The 15,715-nt window shown below is 64.3% G+C and carries 17 protein-coding genes and 1 pseudogene; 6 read left to right on the forward strand and 12 right to left on the reverse strand.

The genetic code is table 11. The annotated features are described in order from the left end of the window. Positions 1-74: 74 nt before the first annotated feature. The 5 genes from VGV07_RS19830 to VGV07_RS19850 all read right to left on the reverse strand — a co-directional run bounded on the left by VGV07_RS19830 (position 75) and on the right by VGV07_RS19850 (position 3,127). Positions 75-680: a dihydrofolate reductase family protein gene (locus tag VGV07_RS19830; protein WP_326870455.1), complete on the reverse strand. Its 606-nt coding sequence runs from the start codon at positions 678-680 to the stop codon at positions 75-77. A 77-nt stretch (positions 681-757) separates the two neighbouring features. Next, complete coding sequence (locus VGV07_RS19835) at positions 758-1,315, reverse strand: TetR/AcrR family transcriptional regulator (RefSeq protein WP_326870456.1); 558 nt, start codon at positions 1,313-1,315, stop codon at positions 758-760. Next, positions 1,299-1,715: a DUF4260 domain-containing protein gene (locus VGV07_RS19840; RefSeq protein WP_326870457.1), complete on the reverse strand. Its 417-nt coding sequence runs from the start codon at positions 1,713-1,715 to the stop codon at positions 1,299-1,301. Before VGV07_RS19840 ends, VGV07_RS19835 begins: the two co-directional genes overlap by 17 nt. Before the next feature lie 313 nt (positions 1,716-2,028). After that, positions 2,029-2,337 carry a YciI family protein gene (locus VGV07_RS19845; protein ID WP_326870458.1) on the reverse strand — a complete coding sequence of 103 codons (309 nt, stop codon included), beginning with the start codon at positions 2,335-2,337 and terminating at the stop codon, positions 2,029-2,031. A gap of 34 nt (positions 2,338-2,371) precedes the next feature. Beyond that, positions 2,372-3,127, reverse strand: coding sequence for a metalloregulator ArsR/SmtB family transcription factor (locus VGV07_RS19850; protein ID WP_326870459.1), 756 nt, complete (start codon positions 3,125-3,127; stop codon positions 2,372-2,374). Positions 3,128-3,291: 164 nt separating this feature from the next. Here VGV07_RS19850 and VGV07_RS19855 point away from each other — a divergent pair, with 164 nt between their 5' ends. Further along, entirely contained in the window at positions 3,292-5,784 is a 2,493-nt protein-coding gene (locus tag VGV07_RS19855) for a beta-mannosidase (protein WP_326870460.1), read from the forward strand. A gap of 155 nt (positions 5,785-5,939) precedes the next feature. On the opposite strand, the gene VGV07_RS19860 is transcribed toward VGV07_RS19855, so the two are convergent. Then, complete coding sequence (locus tag VGV07_RS19860) at positions 5,940-6,929, reverse strand: quinone oxidoreductase family protein (RefSeq protein ID WP_326870461.1); 990 nt, start codon at positions 6,927-6,929, stop codon at positions 5,940-5,942. A gap of 105 nt (positions 6,930-7,034) precedes the next feature. Between VGV07_RS19860 and VGV07_RS19865 the strand changes: the two genes are divergently transcribed. The 4 genes from VGV07_RS19865 (at position 7,035) to VGV07_RS19880 (ending at position 9,926) form a co-directional block, all read left to right on the forward strand. Continuing rightward, the gene (locus VGV07_RS19865) at positions 7,035-7,415 is read left to right on the forward strand and encodes a helix-turn-helix domain-containing protein (RefSeq protein WP_326870462.1); all 381 of its coding nucleotides are present in this window, start codon (positions 7,035-7,037) and stop codon (positions 7,413-7,415) included. Between the two features lie 52 nt (positions 7,416-7,467). Then, positions 7,468-7,989, forward strand: a complete 522-nt coding sequence (locus VGV07_RS19870) for a DUF6580 family putative transport protein (protein ID WP_326870463.1) — start codon at positions 7,468-7,470, stop codon at positions 7,987-7,989. A gap of 102 nt (positions 7,990-8,091) precedes the next feature. Continuing rightward, positions 8,092-9,003: a DMT family transporter gene (locus tag VGV07_RS19875; protein WP_326870464.1), complete on the forward strand. Its 912-nt coding sequence runs from the start codon at positions 8,092-8,094 to the stop codon at positions 9,001-9,003. Positions 9,004-9,005: 2 nt separating this feature from the next. Then, positions 9,006-9,926 carry a DMT family transporter gene (locus VGV07_RS19880; protein ID WP_326870465.1) on the forward strand — a complete coding sequence of 307 codons (921 nt, stop codon included), beginning with the start codon at positions 9,006-9,008 and terminating at the stop codon, positions 9,924-9,926. Between the two features lie 41 nt (positions 9,927-9,967). Here VGV07_RS19880 and VGV07_RS19885 read toward each other — a convergent pair whose 3' ends face one another. The 6 genes and pseudogenes from VGV07_RS19885 to VGV07_RS19905 form a co-directional block, all read right to left on the reverse strand. Further along, on the reverse strand, positions 9,968-10,177 hold the full coding sequence (locus tag VGV07_RS19885) for a CcdB family protein (RefSeq protein ID WP_326870466.1): 210 nt from the start codon (positions 10,175-10,177) through the stop codon (positions 9,968-9,970). A 38-nt stretch (positions 10,178-10,215) separates the two neighbouring features. Beyond that, positions 10,216-10,275 (reverse strand): annotated as a pseudogene (locus VGV07_RS27450) (type II toxin-antitoxin system CcdA family antitoxin); the annotation flags it as partial. Positions 10,276-10,454: 179 nt separating this feature from the next. Beyond that, positions 10,455-11,297 (reverse strand): metal ABC transporter permease, encoded by an 843-nt coding sequence (locus VGV07_RS19890; RefSeq protein ID WP_326870467.1) that lies wholly within the window; start codon positions 11,295-11,297, stop codon positions 10,455-10,457. Continuing rightward, positions 11,297-12,154, reverse strand: coding sequence for a metal ABC transporter permease (locus tag VGV07_RS19895; RefSeq protein ID WP_326870468.1), 858 nt, complete (start codon positions 12,152-12,154; stop codon positions 11,297-11,299). The genes VGV07_RS19890 and VGV07_RS19895 overlap by 1 nt, the downstream gene beginning before the upstream one ends. Further along, entirely contained in the window at positions 12,151-13,068 is a 918-nt protein-coding gene (locus VGV07_RS19900) for a manganese/iron ABC transporter ATP-binding protein (protein ID WP_414649981.1), read from the reverse strand. Before VGV07_RS19900 ends, VGV07_RS19895 begins: the two co-directional genes overlap by 4 nt. Next, on the reverse strand, positions 13,065-13,961 hold the full coding sequence (locus VGV07_RS19905) for a metal ABC transporter substrate-binding protein (protein WP_326870469.1): 897 nt from the start codon (positions 13,959-13,961) through the stop codon (positions 13,065-13,067). Before VGV07_RS19905 ends, VGV07_RS19900 begins: the two co-directional genes overlap by 4 nt. 191 nt (positions 13,962-14,152) lie before the next feature. Here VGV07_RS19905 and VGV07_RS19910 point away from each other — a divergent pair, with 191 nt between their 5' ends. Beyond that, on the forward strand, positions 14,153-15,541 hold the full coding sequence (locus VGV07_RS19910; protein WP_326870470.1) for a M24 family metallopeptidase: 1,389 nt from the start codon (positions 14,153-14,155) through the stop codon (positions 15,539-15,541). The last annotated feature ends 174 nt before the right edge of the window (positions 15,542-15,715 follow it).

Below are 15,715 nucleotides of genomic sequence, written 5' to 3' on the forward strand. Positions count from 1 at the left end.
CGAGCCTTCAGTCGTCTCCCTCCCCCTTGTGGGGAGATCAAGGGTGGGGGTGCTCCACGCGCGCCGGCGTGTCCTTATTTCCGCACCCGATAGTGCAGGTGCGTGACGCCTTCGCCGTCGAGCACCCGCAGCCGTTCCAGCTGGCAGAGCCCGAAGCCCAGCCCGTCGAACAGCCGCGTGCCTTCGCCGAGCAGGAACGGCACCTGGTGGAGCATTAGCTCGTCGAGCAAGCCGGCCTTCAGCGCCATCGGCACCAGCGTGCCGCCGCCATGCATCATCACATTCCGCTCGCCTGCTGCCGCCTTGGCTTCGCGCATCGCGACACCGAGATCGTCGACATAGTGGACGTTTCGCCATTTTCGCACCCACTCGGGTGCCTCGTGCCGGCTCACGATGAAAATCTCGACGCCGTCGTGATGGTCGCCATTCCAGCCGCCGGCGGGCTCGAACGTGTGGCGCCCGGCGACCACCGCGCCGGTCGCCATCATCTCGTCCCAGATCTGCCGGTTGACGCCCTTGAGCTGGGCGAGTGCCGCATCGAAATCGCCGCCCTCGGCATCGCCGAACACCCAGTCGTGCAGGTGCTGGCCCTCGTCACCAAGCCCATTGTCCGGCCGGACGTTCGGCCCGGTGATGAAGCCATCCACCGACATCGACATGTACAGAACGCTCGAACCCATCGTCTTTCTCCTCGGTTGGGCGGCGTTGGCCGCTCTCACCATCCCGACGAGTGAACGCAGCCGGGATCGACAGGCTGCTAGGCTATTTCTCGCAGGATCGTCTCGAGGCTCGAGTCGAACGCTTCTTCGATGCTGCCACCGAGATTGAAGGCATTGCCGATTTCCATCAGCACGAAGCCGTGCAGGAACGCTACGAGCGTGCGCGACAGCGGCAGGATGCGCGCTTCGGCAATGCCCGCGGCGTTCAGTTCCTCGAACAGCGGCTGCGCCGAGAACAGGCAGGCGGCGCGGATCTCGGGGTCGTTGAAGGCGTTGCCGCTGTAGATCGCCTTGTAGCGGTTGGGTGCAGTAAGGCCGAAGCGGCGATAGGCGCTGGCCATGGCGATGAGGCGCACTTTGGGCGTCGGCCCTTGGGTTTCGCGGCGGAGACAGGCTTCGAGCTCATGAAGGATCTCGATCTCCACCACCTTGAGGATCGCTGCGCGGTCGGCGAAATGCTTGTAAAGCGAGGGCGCCTTGATGCCGGCATTATGCGCCACGGCGCCCATGGTGAGCGCGTCGGGGCCGGCGGCTTCCACCAGCGTCCGGGCAATGCTCACGAGCTGGGCGGACGAAGTCTTAGCGGGCGTCGGCACGGCGCGCTGCCTTCCTCGCAGGGCCGATGAGGCCGAGATGGGTATGGTGGGCAAAGCCGGGGTATTTGAGGCCATAGCCGACGGCCCGGTCCATGCCGATATGCGCCCCCCAGATCAGCGCGACCTCGGTCAACCAGAACACCCCGCCGAACCAGCCGATGGCGCCGAGCAGAGCGGGGACGGCATAGGTGTGGGCGAGGTTGTAGATCTTTGCGCCGGCGGTCTCGCCCGCATAAAGCCCGAAGAAGCTAAGATCGGGCGCCAGCAGCAGCACCGCGAACAACCACCAGTTGCCGCCGAGGAACCAGTAGGCGGTTACGGCGGCAATGAGCGACGCCAGCCCTTCGACGCGCAGCGTGGTTACGACCGATCTCGGCGGAAACCCGGGAGTGGAGGACATGACGAACCTCAATGGCTAATTAGCGTAGCTATTATAGCTATATATGTTAGCCATTAGAGTCAAGCGGGCGATGCAGTGGCTTTGCCGGTCCCAACCACCGGCGTCATCTCCGCGAAGGCGGGGAACAGTGGGATTTCTCATCCTCCACCAGCGCTGAAGCATCCCACCAGATCCCCGCCTGAGCGGGAATGAGGCTGGCGGCTAGGCCAGCAAGGCACTGGCTGCAGACAAAGTCTCGACGTGACCCCCTCATTTCCACGCGACCCCTCGCATCTGAGGAAAGGGCGGGGTGGTAAGGCGCCGCCCTTCGCCCTTACATCGGCATCAGCTCGGCGACTTCGACCGAACCACCGGCGGCATAGATCGGGCAGCCGCGCGCCATGGAGATCGCATCGTCGAGGCTCTTGGCCTCGAGGATGGAATAGCCGGTCAGCGCGTTGCCGTTGGTGGCAGTCACTCTGCCGTTCGCGCCGATGGTCTTGCTCGGGCCCGCCGGATTGCCCATGTCGGAGACGGCGGCGCCCATGCCCTTGTACCAGGCGATCCATTGCTCCATCGAGCCTTCGAGGTCTGCCGGCGAGGTGGCGGGCGATCCGTGAAAGCCCAGAATGTACTTTGCCATTTCTCTGTTTCCCTGTTTGCCGCTGCTTGATGGGTCACATGCTGGTCGGCAGGTTCAGCGGCTTGCCTGTTTCGAGCAGCGTCTTCAGACCCGCAACGACCACCGGCCAGCCGGTATCGATGCCGGCATTGGCCTTCTCGTAATCGTGGTGGGTGATGGTGAACTTGACGACTTCGCCCAAGGGCTCGATGGCGAAGGTAACGAGGGTCGGTTGCGAATTTTCGGCCCAGCTCGGAATGAAGCTCGAGACGATCTTCTTCAAGGGCTCGATCTCGATCACTTCGCCGTCGAGCATCACCTGACCGTCGCCGGTCAGGTAGCGGAACGGGCCGCCTTGCTTGAGTTCGCTGTCGATCCGCGTGCCGTAATAGTAGAGCGCAGTGAACTCAGGCTTGGTGAGCGCATCCCACAGTGCCTGCGGCGACGTCCGGATATAGGTCTCGAGCACGAAATTCGGTTTGTTGGCCATCGGTACTGAACTCTCCAACTGGTTCTTCAAATCGAGTGCGAAGCGCGCGAACGGCTTCTGGTAGGGCGCGATCCATCGATCGGCGACCTCCTGGATCGGCGCGGCGTTGAGGTAGTGGTACTTGAACCGCCCCTCCTTGCGGCTCGTCACCAGCTTCGCCTCTTCAAGCACCTTGAGGTGCTTCATCACCCCGAACCGCGTCATGCCGAGGCCCTGTTCGAGCTCGGTCAGGGTCTGTCCGGCCGCGTCGCGCAGGCTGTCGAGCAGCTGCCTTCGGGTCGGATCGGCCAGCGCTTTGAAGACGGCATCCACAGTCGACACAATAGGTGACCAAATGGTCACATGTCAAGGGTGGGGATCTGAGGCGGACGAGGGGACCGTCTGCTGTGGTTTGAACGCCATTGGAATCATCCCGGCCGACCGCTAGAACCGCGCCACCGATGCTGCAATCGATTGCGCTCGTATTCTCGGAGGACACCCCCACGATGGCGAAGACCAGGACAGCGGCTGAGCCCGCCACGACCGGCTACAGTGAACTCGACCTCGCGGGGCAGTTCCAGCTGACGTCGCCGAAGCTCAAGCTCAAAGCCCCGATTGTTCTGCCTGGGGACGTCCACACCGCCTTACTCGACGCGAAAGAAATTCCCGACCCGTATTTCGGCCAGAACGAGGTCGATGTCATGTGGGTCAACAAGACGCCTTGGACGATGGAGCGGACGTTCGAGGCGACGGCTGCCGACATCGAGGGTTACCTGACCCTGACGCTCGACAACGTCGACACCATCGCCACGGTGATCCTCAACGGCGAAGCCATCGCCGAGACGCAGAACCAGTTCATCCGCTACGACATCGACGTCACCGGCAAGGTGAAGCCGGGCACCAATACGCTGCGCATCGAGTTCGCGGTTACCCGCGACGTCGCCAAGGCCCGTGCCGACGCCCACCCCTTCCCGATCCCCTTCACCTCCAACTACCTTTCGAACGGGCTCGAGGGCGTGCACATGAACTTCGTGCGCAAGGCCGCCTGTCACGCCGGCTGGGATTGGGGCATCTGCCTGATGCCGACAGGCGTCTATGGCCGCATGGTGATCCGCCGCTCGAAGCTGGCGCGCCAGGAGAGCGTCACCGTCGAGCAGGCGCATGGCAAGAAATCCGTCGAACTGTCGATCACGACTCGAGTTTTCGCCTTCGCCGAGGGCTCGGTTGAACTGATGCACGAGATCGGCGGGCAGAAGCTCGCCGACAAGGTCGTGGTGCGCCCGGGGGAGAATGTCTTCACCCACAACCTCACCATCAAGAACCCCAAACTCTGGTGGCCGAACGGGCAGGGCGAACAGCCGCTCTACGAGCTCTGGACCACGCTCGACGGCGAGGTCACCAAGCGCAGGCTGGGCCTGCGCAAACTCGAATGGCTGGTCGAGAGGGACGAGATCGACCACAGCTTCAAGGTACGGATCAACGGCCGCGACATCTCGATGTTCGGCGCCAACTGGATCCCCGCCGACGCCATTCCGTCGCGCATCACGCCCGCCACCGTTCGCGACCTGCTCGAAAGCGCCACGGCGGTGAACATGAACATGCTCCGCATCTGGGGCGGCGGGCAGTATGAGCCCGACTATTTCTACGAGATGTGCGACGAGCTCGGCATCCTCATCTGGCACGATTTCATGTTCGCCTGCATGAGCTACCCCAGCGATCGCGCCTTCCTTGCCGATGTGCGCACCGAGATCACCCAGCAGGTCCGCCGCCTCAGCCACCATGCCTCGATTGCGCTGTGGTGCGGCGACAACGAAGTGATCGGCTCGCTTCACTGGTTTCCCGAGACCAAGGCGGCGCCCGAGCGCTATGTCGCCAACTACGACCGGCTGAACTCCATGCTCGGCTATATCGTCGAGGATGAGGACCCGTCCCGCCGCTTCTGGCCGTCCTCGCCGTCGCTCGGCTACATGGACTATTCCGACGGCTGGCTGATGGATACGCGCGGCGACACCCACTACTGGAGCGTCTGGCACTCGGCCAAGGATTTCTCCGCCTATCGCGAGGTGAACCCGCGCTTCGCCTCCGAGTTCGGCTTCCAGAGCTTCACCTCGATGAATGTCATCGAGAGCTTCACCAAGCCCGAGGATCGCAACCCGACCTCCCCGGTAATGGAAGCGCACCAGCGCAACACCGGCGGCAACTCGCGCATCCTCGAAACCATGACGCGCTATTTCCGCTTTCCGTCGGGCTTCGAGAACATGGTGTTCCTGAGCCAGATCCAGCAGGGCCTCGCCATCAAGACCGCCATCGAGTATTGGCGCTCCACCAAGCCGCGCTGCATGGGCACGCTCTACTGGCAGATCAACGATGTCTACCCGGTGGCCAGCTGGTCGAGCCTCGACTATGGCGGGCAGTGGAAGCTGCTGCACTACATGGCGAAGCGCTTCTACAATCCCATTAACGTCGTAGCCGTCCCAGACGGCGATACCATCCTCCTCAAGGCCATCAACGATACCGCCGAAAAGGCTGAAATCGCTCTGGAAGTTCTGGCGGTGGACGCTAACGGCAAGGCCCGCGTCATCGCCACGGCAAGGGTGAAGTGCAACCCCGACAAGGCCGTGGTGGCGACCAGGCTGAAGCTGAGTGATCTGGGGCCCAACGAGTTCCTGTTCTTCTCCTGGACTGCCGAGGACGGCAAGTTGCTGGGTGAGAACGACTATTTCCCCAAGGCCTACAAGGCCTACGAGCTGGCCGAAGCCAAGGTGAAAGCGAGCTGGTCGGGCGGCGACAAGGCGCCGGTGCTGACGCTGACGTCTGACAAGCCGGCAGTGTTCGTGACGGCCAGCGTGGATGTGCCGGGCTATTTCTCGGACAACGCGGTGACGCTGCTGCCGGGCCGCGAGGTGAAGTTGAGCTTCACGCCGCGCAAAGGGGCGAAGGTGACGAAGGACGCGCTGGCGGGCAGCCTCAAGGTCGGGCACCTCAGGCAGACGTACTAGGGCTTACTGATAGAGACGGCCCCCTCCCGGCCTCCCCCATGAAGGGGGAGGTGAAGAGTTGAGGATCTGTCGCCGATCGCGCCAAACGAACCGACGGGGCACCTCCCCCTTCATGGGGGAGGATGGGAGGGGGCCGTCCGCAGGTGCTTGGCACTTTACGGCACCAACACGATCTTCCCCACCGACCCCCGGCTCTCGATCAGCCGATGCGCCTCGGCAGCGTCGGCCAAGGCAAAGCGGTGGCCGATATCGACCCTCAGCGAGCCATCCGCCACCGCACCGAGCAGCCGCTCGTACGATGCCGTGAGGGTAGGGCCGCGCCGCTGGGGATCGCCGAGCAGCGACCATAGCGAGAAACCTGCAATGGTCTGCGCCGCGGCGGTGACACCGGCCATCTGCGTGGGGCCGAAGCTCGGATAGACCCCGCTGGCGCCACCATAGACCGCATAGCGCCCCGCCGGCGCTAGGAGGGGAAGGCTTACCGCCGTGATCTCGCCGCCGGCAGCATCGAAGATCACGTCGTAGGGACCAGGCGCGTCGATGGCCCAGTCCGGCGTCGCCGACACCACCACCTGATCCGCACCGGCCGCCATCGCCGCGTCCCGCTTCGCCGCGCCGCCGATCGTGCCGGTAATCCGGCCGGCACCGTCAAGCCGGGCCAGCCGCACCAGCAATTGCCCGACGCCGCCGGCCGCCGAGTGCACCAGTATCGACTTGCCCACCACCGGGTTGCGCGCCAAGAGCTGTTCAGCTGTCAGCCCCTGCGCCGCGAGCGCCACGGCCGCGTCGAACGAAACCACGTCGGGCAGTTTGAACGCCACCTCGGCCGAGAGGGCCACGAACTCGGCATAGCCGCCATCGAGTCGCGGCTCGGCGAAGATCGCCCCCAGCACCCGGTCGCCGACGCTCAGCCCGCTGACACCCTCGCCGAGCGCGGCAACCGTTCCGGCCACCTCGCCACCAGGGATGAACGGCATCTCCAACTGCAACCCTGAGCGACCGGAGCGGATGATCGCATCGCCCAGGTTGAGCCCGATTGCCTCCACCCTGATCAGCACCTGACCCCGCCCGGCAGTGGGTGTCGGCGCCTCGCCGAGCCGCAACTCCTCCGGACCGCCGAACGCCGAAATCGAAACAACCTTCATGGGAACTCTCCTTGTTGAAGGCATCCCTTGTTCCGATATCGTCCTCAGCCCGCTACAGACTTTCTGGTGTCATACGCACCGTCAGGTGTGCTTGGAGAACCCGCGATGAACTGCCTCTCGACCTGGCCCCTCGAACGCACCCTGCAGATCATCGGCGGACGCTGGAAGCTCTACATCCTGTTCCATGTGCTGGCCGGCCCGCAGCGGCTGTCGCAGTTGCAGCGCGGCATCCCCGGCATCTCGCAGAAGGTGCTGGTGCAGCAGCTGCGCGAGATGGAGGAGCACGGGCTGATCGTGAGGCAAGTCTTTGCCGCCGCACCGCCGCATGTCGAATACAGCGCCACTGAGCTTGGCCTGTCGCTGGCGCCGCGGATGGATACCCTGCAGAACTGGGGTATCCGCCACGCCAAAGCCACCGGTGACCACGCCCGCATGGTCTATTGCGATGCATTTGCGGCCGAGAACCGGGCAGCAACCGCCGCCTGAGCGGTTGACGCTGGCGCCGCGTGGTCCGACAATCGCCGCAGGAGATTTGAGCGTGACCAACAGCGAACGACTTGCCCTGGGATTGATCGTTGTCGGCGTCCTGAGCCGGCTGATCCCGCATCCGCCCAACGTCACGGCGGTGGTCGGAGTGAGCCTCCTCGGCGCCTACGCCATCCGCAGCCCGTGGCTTGCAGCGCTCATTCCGGTGGCGGTGATGGGGCTCGCCGATATCGTGCTCGGCTGGCATAGCTCGGCGTTGTTCACCTATGCCGGCATGCTTGCCGGCGTGTTGATCGGGCGAAATTTGCTGCGGCAGTTGTCGGTCCTGAGGCTTGGTGGCGCGGCCTTTTTCGCCAGCCTCGCGTTCTTCCTCATCTCGAACTTCGGCGTCTTTCTCGGCGGCTATTACGGCTTCGGCCTCGAGGGGCTTATTGCCTGCTACGTCGCAGCCATCCCGTTCTGGGGTTTGAGCCTCATCGGCGATCTCGGCTCCACCGCCATCCTGTTTGCCCTGTTCGTCCTCGCCCGCCGGTATATCGAGCGTGATGCCGGCGCTGCCGCCGCCAGACTTTAGTTCAACCGAACCGTTTGCTGCTGGCCTGCCATTGACAGGCCGGGCTGCTGCGCCCTTTGGTGCAGCGGTGCCGCAATCCTCGGCGGTGCTTCGGACCCTTCCATGACTTCCACCATCGCTCCGGTCGAGGAGCGCCGCAATTTCGGCATCGGCCTGCTGCTGTTCAGCCAGCTGTTCTTCGCCACGCTCGACACCTCGGCCAAGTATCTCGGCTTCATCGGGCTGCCGCTGACGCAGATCGTCTTCATTCGCTACGCCATTCACGTAGCGCTGGCGATCGCGCTGTTCCTGCCGTTCCAGCGCAGCCTGTTCGTCAGCCGCAACTGGAAGCTGCAGCTCGTGCGCGGCCTTTGTCTGCTCGGGGTTACGGCCGCCAATTTTGGCGCCATGCAGTTCCTGCCGCTGACGGTGACCGGGGCGCTGATGTTCACCATGCCGCTGATGGTGACGGCGCTGTCCGGTCCGCTGCTCGGCGAAAAGATCGGCTGGCGCCGCTGGGCTGCAGTAGGCGTCGGCTTCGTCGGCATCCTGATCATCGTCCGGCCGGGCACGGCCGCGTTCCACCCGGCCTCGCTGATCTGCCTCGCCGGTGCGCTCTGCGCCGCCTTCTACGGCATCATCACGCGCAAGCTGGCCGGCGTCGATTCAGCGGCAACGCAGCAGGTCTACTCGGGTCTGATCGCGTTGACCTGCATTACCCCGTTCGCTTTCAACGGCTGGGTCTGGCCCACCGATGGGGCAGGGTGGTTCGCCTTCATCGCCATCGGCATCGCCGGGATGATCGCGCACCAGCTCAACACCATCGCGCACCGCTTCGCGCCCCCCTCGACGCTCGCGCCGTTCAGCTACACCGAGTTGCTGCTGCTGGCGCTCGCCAGCTGGCTGATCTTCGCCGAGCCGCCCGACGCCTGGTTCTTCCTCGGTGCGCCGATCATCATCGGTTCGGGCATCTATATCTGGTTCCGCGAGCGCCAGTTGCACCGTCCAGTCACCGTCGCGCCGGTGGAGGACTGAGCGTGGCCGCGACCGTCAAGCCGATCGAGGATCGCCGTCTGCTCGGCATCGGCATGATGCTCGGTGCCTATCTCTGCTACACCATCATCGACAGCTGCGCGAAGCTGATGACGCAGGCAGGCCTGCCCACCATGGAGGTAGTGTTTGTCCGCTATGCCGGCCAGTTCGTCCTGGTGCTGGCGTTCTTCCTGCCGCAGCGGGGTATCCGGTCGCTCGCTGCAACACGCAATCTCAAGGTTGAAGTGGCCCGCGGGCTCTGCCTGCTCGGCTCGACGGTTGCCAACTTCCTCGCGCTCACCTTCCTGCCACTCACCGTGACCTCGGCCATCTCGTTCACCATGCCGCTGATCCTCTGCGCTCTATCGATCCCGATGCTGGGCGAGACGGTGGGCTGGCGCCGCTGGGCCGCTATCGGCGTCGGCTTTCTCGGCGTGCTGGTGATCGTCCAGCCCGGCACCGAGGCGTTCCATCCCGCAGTGGTGCTATCGCTGATCACGGCGTTGTTCAGCGCGCTCTACAACCTGTTGACCCGCAAGCTCGCCGGTGTCGACTCGACGACGACCCAGCAGTTCTGGGCCGCAGCCGTCGCCACGGCGTGCATCGCCCCGTTCTCGCTCGGCGATTGGGTGTGGCCTCAGGATCCGATGACCTGGTCGCTGTTCGTCGGCATCGGCGCCGCGGCCCTGGTGGGGCACCTGCTGGTGACGACCGCGCACCGCTTCGCCGCCGCGTCAGTCCTCGCGCCTTTCGGCTACCTGCACATCATCTTCATGACGACGGCGAGCTGGCTGATCTTCAACCAGCCGCCGGATGTCTGGATCTTCGTCGGTGCCCCCATCGTGATCGGCTCCGGCCTCTACATCTGGCTGCGCGAACGCCAGCTGGCGAAGAGCGTGGTCACCGATGTCGCGGTGCAGGACTAGAAGCCATTGAAGATCATGTCGATCGCGGCAACGATCTCATCCTAACGCGGGAACAGAGACGTCAACGGACGGCCCAAGCTGCTTTCGGGAACCGCGAGCATCAGATGGGTCGCCATGACGAGGTTCTGATCCGACACGGCAACCACCGGATGCAGTTTCCGAAAGGGCTTTGGGACCTTGTCCTGAGGCAGGAGCGGAACGACCAGACGAGTGCCCTCGACGGGAGGAGGCTGGTCTGGACGTCCAGGCAATGAACGCCATCCACCAGAAACACATCAAAGCGCGCCATTCAGAACATACGGTACTTGGCGAGTGGAAGACCGTTCTTCTCCACCCACTCGTTCCATTCTTGATCGCTTCGGTGTTCTTTTCAAGCCACCGCTTGCCCTCTTCAGATATCTGCTTCCGCTGTTCGGGCGGCCGCCACAACGAGGGCCGCTGCCCGGGGGAGCTTTCTCTTTTTGGCGAAGTGGACATGGCAAATCTCCAGCACGTGGAGCCTACACGATCGGGAGCGCCAGCCAAATGCTACGCCAGCCGCCGGCGCAGCAACCCGCTGCCCGGCGCGAACAGCAGCGCCACGAGGAACACCCCGGCCTGGATCAGCACGATGCACGGGCCCGTCGCGCCGTTGATGCTGAAGCTGATCAGCGTGCCCAGCACCCCGGAGCCGATGGCGACCGTCATGGCGACCGCGAGCATCGCCTCGAAGCGCTTGGTCAGCAGGAACCCGATGGCGCCGGGGGCGATCAGCATCGCTACGACAAGGATGATGCCGACCGCCTTGAGCGAGGCGACGATGGTGATCGAGAGCAGCGCCAGGAGGCCGTAGTGCAGCAGCTTCACCGGCAGCCCGATGGCGCGGGCATGTTGCGGATCAAAGGCATAGAGCAGGAAATCGCGCCGCTTGGCGAGGACGATGACGAGCGTGCCCAGCGCGATCACCGCGGTCTCGATCAGATCCTGCCAGGTGACGCCCAGCATGTCGCCGAACAGGATATGGCTCAGGTGCTGGTCGGTCTCTATTCGCGAGAACAGCACCAGCCCCACGGCGAACATGCCGGTGAAGACGATGCCCATGGCGGTGTCTTCCTTGATCCGGCTGTTGTCCTTCAGGTACCCGGTGCTCACCGCCGCGAACAGCCCGGCGACGAACGCCCCGATGGCGATCGGCAGGCCGATCACATAGGCGATGACGATGCCCGGCAGCACGGCATGCGAGATGGCATCGCCCATCAGCGACCAGCCCTTCAGCACGAGGAAGCACGACAGCACTGCCGAAACGGTGCCGACGAGGATGGCGACGAGCAGCGCGCGCTGCATGAAGTCGTAGCTCAAGGGCTCGACGAAGAAGGCGTAGAGCGCGTCCATCAGTTCACTCCCGCTTCGCGCAGCGCTCGGCGCCGCGCCGCAAGCCGCCCGTGTTTGGGGGCAAAGAAAAAGGCGAGGAGGAACAGTGCCGTCTGCAGGGAGACGATGACGCCGCCGGTGGCGCCGTCGAGGAAGAAGCTGATATAGGCGCCGACCGCCGCCGTGGCCGAGCCGAGGATCACCGCGATGACGAGCAGGTTGCGGAACCGATCGGTGAGGAGGTAGGCGGTGGCGCCCGGGGTCACCACCATGGCAATGACGAGGATGGCGCCGACGGTCTGCAGCGCGGCAACGGTGCAGGCGGCGAGCAACGCGAAGAACAGCACCTGCAGCGCGCGCGGATTGAGCCCGACGGTGCGGGCATGGTTTTCGTCGAAGAATACCAGCATCAGATCCTTCCACTTGAGGATCAGGATCGCCAGCGACACCAGCGAGATCATCACCACCTGGATGACATCGCCGTCCGAGATGCCCAGAATGTTGCCCATGACGATCGCCTGCACGTCGACCGCGGTGGGGTTGAGCGACACGATCAACAGGCCGAGCGCGAAGAACGAGGTGAAGATGATGCCGATGACGGCGTCCTCCCTGAGCCGAGTGCGCGCCCGCACCAGCACCATCGACGCAGCGGCGAGGCCACCCGCAACGAACGCGCCGGCCGAGTAGGGGAGACCGAGGAGGTACGCGGTCGCGACGCCGGGGACCACGGCATGGCCAAGCGCATCGCCGATCAGCGACCAGCCCTTCAGCATCAGGTAGGCCGAAAGGAAGGCGCATACGGCGCCGACCAGCGCCGACACCCACATCGCCTTGACCATGTAATCGTAGGTGAACGGGACGAGCAGTTCCTCGATCATTTCTCGTCTCGCGCCTTGCTCGGCGAGGCCGGCTTGCTGCCGCCATTCTCGCCGTAGAACACCACCGGGCGCTCGTCGTCGGTGAGTACGGTGACGCGGCGCTGGTCCTTGTCGTCGTGGAGGTCTTCGCCAGCAAGGTGGAAGTGGCGCAGCACGCCGCCAAACGCCTGCTCGAGATTGGTCTGGGTGAACACTTCGGCGGTGGGGCCGAAGGCGAGGACCGTGCGGTTGACCAGCACCACCTGGTCGCAGAAATCCGGCACGCTGCCGAGGTTATGCGTCGACACCAGCATCAGGTGGCCCTGGCTGCGCAACTCCTGCATCAGCGTGATGATGGCGGCTTCGGTTTGGACGTCGACGCCGGTGAACGGCTCGTCGAGCAGGATGATCCGGCCTTCCTGGGCCAGTGCGCGGGCGAGGAACACGCGCTTCTTCTGCCCACCCGACAGTTCGCCGATCTGGCGCTTGCGATAGTCGCTCATGCCGACCCGGGCCAGCGACTGGTCAACCAGTTCGCGGTCGCGCGCCGAAGGCATGCGGAAAAAGCCCATATGGCCCTGCCGCCCCATCATCACCACGTCCTCGACCAGGACGGGGAAGTTCCAGTCGACCTCCTCGGCCTGCGGCACATAGGCGACGATGTTGCGCTTCAGCGCCTCGCGCACCGGCAGCCCGGCGATGCGAACCTCACCGGCGATTGGTTGGACAAAGCCCATGATCGCCTTGAACAAGGTGGATTTGCCGCTGCCATTGACGCCGACGAGGCCGGCAATGGTGCCGGCCCCGAGCCCGAAGGTTGCATCACGTAGCGCCACGTTGCCATTGGGGTAGGCGACGGTAACGCCTTCGACCTCGAGGCTCGGTTGCGGCGCCGGATTCCATGCCTCGTGCGGCACGTTGGCAGTAAGCGTCACTTCCCAAATCCCTTGGCGATGGTGTCGACGGTGACTTCGAGCAGCTTGAGGTAGGTCGGCGTCGGGCCGTCGGCTTCGCTCAGCGAGTCCACATAGAGGATGCCACCATAGGCGGCGCCGGTTTCCTTGGCGACCTGCTTGGCGGGCTTGTCCGACACCGTGCTTTCCGAAAACACCACCGGGATCTTGTTGGCCCGCACCGCGTCGATAACCTTGCGCACCTGCTGCGGAGTGCCCTGCTGGTCGGCATTGATCGGCCAGAGGTAGAGTTCTTTCATGTCGTAGTCGCGGGCCAGGTAGCTGAAGGCGCCTTCGCTGGTGACCAGCCAGCGCTGCTCGACTGGTATCTGCTCAAGACGGGCCCGCAACGGCGCGTCGAGCGCTTTGATCTGCTCCGAATAGGCCGCGGCATTCGCGTCGTAGGTTGCTGCGTTCGCCGGATCGTACTGCACGAGCGCCTTGCGGATGTTCTCGACATAGATCAGCGCGTTGTTCGGCGACATCCAGGCATGCGGGTTCGGCTTGCCGGTATAGGGCCCTTCGCCGATGCTCATCGGCTCGACCCCATCACTCACCACCACCTGCGGCACGTCCTTTACATTATCGAAGAATTTTACGAACCACTGTTCGAGGTTCATGCCGTTCCACAGCACCAGGTTCGCGCCCTGCGCCCTGACGATATCGCGCGGTCCCGGCTGATAGCCGTGAATTTCGGCGCCGGGCTTGGTGATCGACTCTACCACCGCGGCATCGCCGGCGACGTTGCGCGCGATGTCGGCGATGATGGTGAAGGTCGTCACCACCTTGAACTTGTCCTGGGCCAGAGCGGGCAAGGCGGTCATCCCGGCGAACAGGGCGAGGGCAAGGACGGTGAGGCGGCGGCGGGTAATCATCGTCGGGGCAATCCGTTGTTGCGAATGGTTCTTAATAGCATCTAGTTTTCGACGCTTGTCAACTCTCGGCAGCGTTCGTGCCGCCGGGCAGGGAAAGCGTCGCGCGCGGTTGCTTTCGCAGGCGGTTTCTTCCACGATTGCGAAAACACCGAGTTGCGAACAAATCGCCTCGGGTTTGGGGGAATTCGTCTATGCCTGCCTTCCGCCTGATCGACGCCAAGCTGCCTGACTTCGGCATTCCGGCAACGCGTCCGGAACTCGACCGTTCCGTCTACCTTGCCCGCTTCGCCGCCCTTGGCCGGGCCCGCCGCGCCGCCGGGCTCGATGCGCTGGTCGTCTATGCCGACCGCGAGCACTCGGCGAACCTCAGTTACATCACCGGGTTCGATCCGCGTTTCGAAGAAGCGCTGCTGCTGATCACCCCCGACGCCACCCCAACCCTTTTGGCGGGTCCCGAGAATCTCGGCCGCGCCGGCAACGCCGCCATCGAGGTCGAGGCGCGGCTCTATCCCCCGTTCGGGCTGCTCGGGCAGGACCGCACCAAGACCCCGGCGCTGGCCGAAGTGCTGCGCAATGCCGGCATCGCCGCCAACCAGCGCGTGGGCGTGCTGGGCTGGAAATACTTCGGGCCCGACGAGGCGTCGAAGCCGGAATCCTGGCTCGAGACGCCGTCCTATATCGTCGACACCTTGCGCCAGATCGTCGGGGCCGACGGACGGGTGGTGAATGCCAATGCCCTGCTGATGCATTCGGTGACCGGGCTGCGCGCCGTCAACGAGATCGTCCAGATTGCCCAGTTCGAGTTCGGCGCTGTCGCCTGCTCGGAGGCCGTCAAGTCGTTGATCGCCAACGTGCGGCCGGGAATGAGCGAGTTCGAGGCGGTGCAGCAGATGCGTCTCGGCGTGCTTCCGCACTCCTGCCACACCATGTTCTCGTCGGGCGACAAGCTGGTCGGGCTGAACAGCCCGTCGGGCAAGACGCTCAAGAAGGGCGACCCGATGACCTCGGCGGTCGGCTACTGGGGCGGCCTGTCGAGCCGCATGGGCTGGCTGGTCTCCGACGAGTCGGAGCTCCCCACCAATGCTCGCGACTATGTCGATCGCCTTGCCGGCCCGTACTTCGCCTGCGCTGCCGAGTGGTACGAGACCATCGGCATCGGTGTCACCGGCGGCGAACTCGATGCGCTGGCGCGCCGTCACCTCGATACGCCATTCTTCAAACTGGTGCTCAACCCCGGCCATCTGATTCACCTCGACGAGTGGATGAACACCCAGGTCTACCCAGGCTCGACCGAACCGTTCCTGTCGGGCCAGGCAGTGCAGTGCGACATTATCCCGGCAGCAGGCCCGCCCTACTACGGCGCCAATATCGAGGACGGCATCGCGCTGCTGGACGATAGGGGCAGGGCCGAGCTGAAGGTCGATTTTCCTGATGTCTGGGGCCGCATCGAAGCGCGGCGCGCCTTCATGGGCGACGTGCTCGGCATCCGCCTGAAACCAGAGGTGTTGCCGCTCTCCAACCTCGCCGGCGCGATGCCACCGTACTGGCTGTCACCCGATCGCATCGTTTCCAAAGCGTGATGTGATCGCGCGCGCTCACTTGCCAATCTTGCGCGCGCCGATTATCTCGTTTGGCATCGACATTTGGCTGACTTCCGGCCGTATGCCCCCGCTCTCGGTCAGGCGCACGATAGGACTTCCAAAATTCGACTGACCGGGCAGGGTGATCGTATGTCGTTCTGTCCACCACATCAC

The sequence above is a fragment of the Devosia sp. genome (assembly GCF_035944845.1).
Taxonomy (GTDB): Bacteria; Pseudomonadota; Alphaproteobacteria; order Rhizobiales; family Devosiaceae; genus Devosia_A.

What these genes read in the sequence shown, in the direction of transcription:
- VGV07_RS19830 (WP_326870455.1), bottom strand. Translation starts at nt 680, where the DNA reads ATGGGTTCGAGCGTTCTGTACATGTCGATGTCGGTGGATGGCTTCATC.
- VGV07_RS19840 (WP_326870457.1), bottom strand. Translation starts at nt 1,715, where the DNA reads ATGTCCTCCACTCCCGGGTTTCCGCCGAGATCGGTCGTAACCACGCTG.
- VGV07_RS19845 (WP_326870458.1), bottom strand. Translation starts at nt 2,337, where the DNA reads ATGGCAAAGTACATTCTGGGCTTTCACGGATCGCCCGCCACCTCGCCG.
- VGV07_RS19855 (WP_326870460.1), top strand. Translation starts at nt 3,292, where the DNA reads ATGGCGAAGACCAGGACAGCGGCTGAGCCCGCCACGACCGGCTACAGT.
- VGV07_RS19860 (WP_326870461.1), bottom strand. Translation starts at nt 6,929, where the DNA reads ATGAAGGTTGTTTCGATTTCGGCGTTCGGCGGTCCGGAGGAGTTGCGG.
- VGV07_RS19865 (WP_326870462.1), top strand. Translation starts at nt 7,035, where the DNA reads ATGAACTGCCTCTCGACCTGGCCCCTCGAACGCACCCTGCAGATCATC.
- VGV07_RS19875 (WP_326870464.1), top strand. Translation starts at nt 8,092, where the DNA reads ATGACTTCCACCATCGCTCCGGTCGAGGAGCGCCGCAATTTCGGCATC.
- VGV07_RS19890 (WP_326870467.1), bottom strand. Translation starts at nt 11,297, where the DNA reads ATGGACGCGCTCTACGCCTTCTTCGTCGAGCCCTTGAGCTACGACTTC.
- VGV07_RS19895 (WP_326870468.1), bottom strand. Translation starts at nt 12,154, where the DNA reads ATGATCGAGGAACTGCTCGTCCCGTTCACCTACGATTACATGGTCAAG.
- VGV07_RS19905 (WP_326870469.1), bottom strand. Translation starts at nt 13,961, where the DNA reads ATGATTACCCGCCGCCGCCTCACCGTCCTTGCCCTCGCCCTGTTCGCC.
- VGV07_RS19910 (WP_326870470.1), top strand. Translation starts at nt 14,153, where the DNA reads ATGCCTGCCTTCCGCCTGATCGACGCCAAGCTGCCTGACTTCGGCATT.